This window comes from Luteolibacter sp., from assembly GCF_039920825.1.
GTDB lineage: Bacteria > Verrucomicrobiota > Verrucomicrobiia > Verrucomicrobiales > Akkermansiaceae > Luteolibacter.
In genome coordinates this window covers 1-4,093 of the sequence record NZ_JBDSCX010000071.1, presented here as the reverse complement: position 1 = coordinate 4,093, position 4,093 = coordinate 1, and the positions used below count along the sequence as shown (strand labels likewise).

At 56.5% G+C, this 4,093-nt stretch carries 4 protein-coding genes; 2 read left to right on the top strand and 2 right to left on the bottom strand.

Translation table 11 applies throughout. From position 1 onward, the window contains the following. Positions 1–446: 446 nt before the first annotated feature. Both ABIQ96_RS20990 and ABIQ96_RS20985 read right to left on the bottom strand, forming a co-directional pair. A complete protein-coding gene (locus ABIQ96_RS20990) occupies positions 447–1,121 on the bottom strand; it encodes a nucleotidyl transferase AbiEii/AbiGii toxin family protein (protein ID WP_348216600.1) in 675 nt (224 codons plus the stop codon). Next, positions 1,118–1,918, bottom strand: a complete 801-nt coding sequence (locus tag ABIQ96_RS20985) for a type IV toxin-antitoxin system AbiEi family antitoxin (RefSeq protein WP_348216599.1) — start codon at positions 1,916–1,918, stop codon at positions 1,118–1,120. Before ABIQ96_RS20985 ends, ABIQ96_RS20990 begins: the two co-directional genes overlap by 4 nt. Before the next feature lie 232 nt (positions 1,919–2,150). Here ABIQ96_RS20985 and msrP point away from each other — a divergent pair, with 232 nt between their 5' ends. After that, positions 2,151–3,119, top strand: a complete 969-nt coding sequence (gene msrP, locus ABIQ96_RS20980) for a protein-methionine-sulfoxide reductase catalytic subunit MsrP (RefSeq protein ID WP_348216598.1) — start codon at positions 2,151–2,153, stop codon at positions 3,117–3,119. Positions 3,120–3,125: 6 nt separating this feature from the next. Further along, the gene (locus ABIQ96_RS20975; RefSeq protein ID WP_348216597.1) at positions 3,126–3,752 is read left to right on the top strand and encodes a protein-methionine-sulfoxide reductase heme-binding subunit MsrQ; all 627 of its coding nucleotides are present in this window, start codon (positions 3,126–3,128) and stop codon (positions 3,750–3,752) included. Positions 3,753–4,093 lie beyond the last annotated feature (341 nt).

Genomic DNA, 4,093 nt, shown 5'->3' with positions numbered 1-4,093 from the left:
ACCCCGGGCCATCAAAAAGCGGCCGAAGAACTTCAGCTACCTCACCGCAGCCAGGTCAATTTTCAAAGAAATCCCCCATCGCGGTAAACCCCGAAATTTCGCTTAAGTCAGTGCCATTCGGGTCAGTCCCAACTAACAAGCATTGACCTCCGGAATGGGAATGATTCCCCGAGTTCCGTGGACTCCTCTCCCGTTGCGAGCACATGCCAACGCACTGTGCCATGTGATGACCTGATTATCCCATGAGGTCTCGGCATGAAGATCTCACAAATTGATAATGAGTGCCGTCCGCTAGATTGAAGCGCCCGTTTCTTGTTTTTGAAAACGGGTAGATTAGCGATGCAGCGGGATGAGTTCGCGGGTAATCCATTCGAAGGCATCTGCCGGATGGTAAAGGATGCCGGGGCGGAGGAGCGGCGGAGTGTCGGTAAGGAAGGCGGAGTGCGTCATCTTGGCGGTGAGGTTGCGAATTCGGCGGCGGTGACCGGGTTTCCTTCGGCATTCATGTAATGTTGGAATGCGGCGATGACGGTCGGAGCATCGAGCACGCCTGCCTGATGGGCCTGCCAGAGATCGAACAGATCGCGGCCCTTGCGGCGCTGGTAGAGGGCGCGAAGTTTGGTTCCGAGAAGCTCGGTGGTGGAGTAGATGGGCAGGGTGACCTCGCCGGAGAACCAGCGGGAATCGACGGAGAATGCCGTCTGCTGGATGGGTAACAGGCGGAAGTGCTCGCGGGTGTTGATTTCGATTTTCAGGCGGAGCCGGATGATGGGCGGCAGCTCGGATTCGAAACGGTAGGTGAGCGTGGCTCCGCGAGAACTGATGTCGCTCTTCGGTTCGCCAAGCCACGGATTCAACCGTTCCCGCAGAAGATCGAGTGTGTTGCCAATGGGTTCCTCGCGGAGTTGGACGAAGTCGAGATCCTCGGAGTAGCGGGCTGCGGGCCGGAGGACGATTTTATGGAGGGCGGTGCCGCCCCGGAAGAGCAGGCGTTCTCTAAGGATGGGATCGGAATAGATTTCCACCAAGCCACGGGAAAGAACGAGGTCCTGCTCCACCTGGGCTGGAGAAACCCACGGACATTGCTGTGACCACTCGGTGATGTAGGCGGGTGAAATCACAGGTCCGCCTCCGGTTGGGTGTTTTCCAGAATCCGCCAGCGGTTTCCGGTGATGGGACCGGTGCGTGGAGCACCGGGGTCCAAGGTGGCTCTGGGCAGGGGCTTCGAAGTTGGGAGGGCGGCGTGAAGAGCATCGGCAAGCACAGTTTGGCCGAGGTGATCGAGCAGCCACCCGAGGCGCTGGACGTATGCGGTTTCGGATTCCGCAGTGCCGGTCGAGGTGAGTTTGTCCGGGGATATGGATTCCGCGAGTTCGGAAAGGACGGTGAGGACGACATCCAATCCGCCGATGTGACGGGCGTAGCGCACGAGATCGAGTGCGGTTGCCTCGGGGGTGGATAACGGAAGCATGCCGGAATGGCCCTTGCGGGACTGGAGTGGAGTGGCGGCGAAGTCCTTTTTACTGAAAAACCGGATGGAAAGACCCGAGACTTCGATCGGGCGTTCCTGTCTCGGGACGATGATCTGGAGTTGTTGGACTTGCTGGTGGGCGGCCCCGTGGAGAGCGGCGGCACTGAGCAGACCGATGTAGTAAGGCAGTTCCAGCGAGCGCATCAGATCCTCGATAAACCAGTCGAAGGGAGGGATGCCTTGACCCGCGTATTCGACGGGGACGATGGCGTGAAACCCCTTGCGGAGGCGCTTGACGCGACCTTTCTCGGATAGACGTTTGAGGGCCTTGCCGACGGCACCTGAGGAAACGGACAACGAAGTCTCCACTTTCGAGCGGTCAAAGCCGTAGAGGCCGCGCCGCTGGAAGTCATCAAGAAGATCGGAAACCCAAATGTCATCGTTCATGACGTGCTGACGTATGCACAAAAGGACGGAATTCGTCCATTTTTTAATTCTTTAGCACATCGGTGGTAGATCGAAGGCGTCCGTCCCGACTAACAAGCATTGCTGCCCGGAGTCGCGCATGGAGGCGACACTTTTATTTTCCAATTCACTCTAAAATCCAAACACCCGCCTCCAAAACACGCGGAATATAAAAGATGGCCGGGAGTCCTACGGGGCGTAAAGTCGTTGGCAAATGATGAGTGAGGAACCCAAATCCGATCCCGATGAGATCACTCCGGAAGAGACGTTTCTCAACCGGCGCTTGTTCATGAAGGCGTCGGTATTGGCGGGAACTTCGCTGGCGACGGCCGGACTTTATCGCGCTTTCAGTCCCAGACCGGAGGTGCTGAATTCGGGTTCAGCGATTGCGACCGTCACCGAGGAAACTTTGCTGAAGGATGTTCCGCTGGGCGGCAGGACCAACACGTTCACGGAAATCGCGGGCTATAACAATTACTACGAATTTTCGACCGACAAGTCCGAGGTCGCGGCGAAGGCGAAGAATTTCGTGACCGATCCATGGAGCGTGGAGGTGGGTGGATTGGTAGGGAAACCGCGCAAGTTCGATCTCGCGGATTTGCTGAAGATGGAGCAGGTCGAGCGCATCTATCGGTTCCGCTGCGTGGAAGGCTGGTCGATGGTGATTCCTTGGGTGGGGTTTCCGCTTTCACAACTTTTAAAAATGGTGGAGCCCACGTCCAAGGCAACCCACGTCGCGTTCGAGACCTATTATGATGTGAAACAAATGCCCGATTCACGGTTCGCTGGCATCGACCTGCCATATGTGGAAGGCCTGCGTCTGGACGAAGCGATACATCCGCTGACATTGCTGGCGACGGGCTTGTATGGAAAAACCCTGCCCAATCAGAACGGTGCGCCGATCCGCCTCGTCGTCCCGTGGAAGTATGGATTCAAGAGCATCAAGTCGGTGGTGAAAATCATGCTGACAGACCATCAGCCGCCGACCACTTGGAACATCGCGAATCCCGGTGAATACGGATTCTATTCGAACGTGAATCCCGAGGTCGATCACCCGCGTTGGTCCCAGGCCCGCGAGCGGCGGATCGGAGCCGGAGGGACTCAGGAAACACTCAAGTTCAACGGCTACGCGGACCAAGTGGCGCATCTTTATGCGGGAATGGATTTGAGGCAGAACTTCTAACCGCGCATGAATTTTTCGAAGGATTCCAGCTTTCACCGGCAACTGGTTTTGATCAACGGCTTGCTGCCCGCGTTGTTGATCGGAGTCGATGCCTGGCGCGGGAAACTGGGGGCGAATCCCGTGGAGTTCCTCACCCGTGCGACTGGCGTTCTGACGCTGGTTTTTCTGGTGGTCACTCTCATGGTGACGCCGCTGAGAAAGACGTTCGGATGGAACTGGCTTCTCAAGCAGCGACGCACTCTCGGGTTGTTCGCGTTCTACTACGGCTGCGCCCATTTGCTGACCTATCTGGCATTTGATAGGGACTGGCACCTGGCAACGGTGGCGGGTGACATTTACAAGCGGCCGTTCATCGCCATCGGCATGACGAGCTTCGCCCTCATGGTTCCGCTCGCCGTCACCTCCACGAATGCGATGATCAAGCGCTTGGGCGGGAAGCGTTGGGCGCTGTTGCACCGCTTGACCTATTACGTCGCGATCGGCGGGGTGGTGCATTATCTGATGATCGTGAAATCAGACATCACCTACCCGGCGATTTTCGCGGTGGCGGTCGTGTTGTTGCTTGGATACCGGGTAATCCATAAATCTCCAAAGCCAGCGAAATCACCGAAAATGACCACTCTTGTCGAGTAGACCCATTGCCAAAATATTTTCCGTTAAACGTGCCGCATCCTCACCGCAAGGTGCGGCGATCTCCGAATCGCCGTCGTCCATGGAAAGCCAATGAACCGAGACCAACCGCTTTCAATTGTCACTTCATGGGCTGGGGCGATTCGGAGATCGCCCTTCCTCGTGAAGAGCTGCCTCGTCGCGGCTCATGGGCCTTCCAGCAATGAAATTTGGCAAACGGTCATTGGCGTCAATTTAAGTCATAACCATCTAAATATTAATAAATAACGAAATTTATTCTTGACGTGCTTTGTGGGTCGGCAGGCTTGGCATGTTCAGAGACATTTCCAAATTCCCGGCAGGTT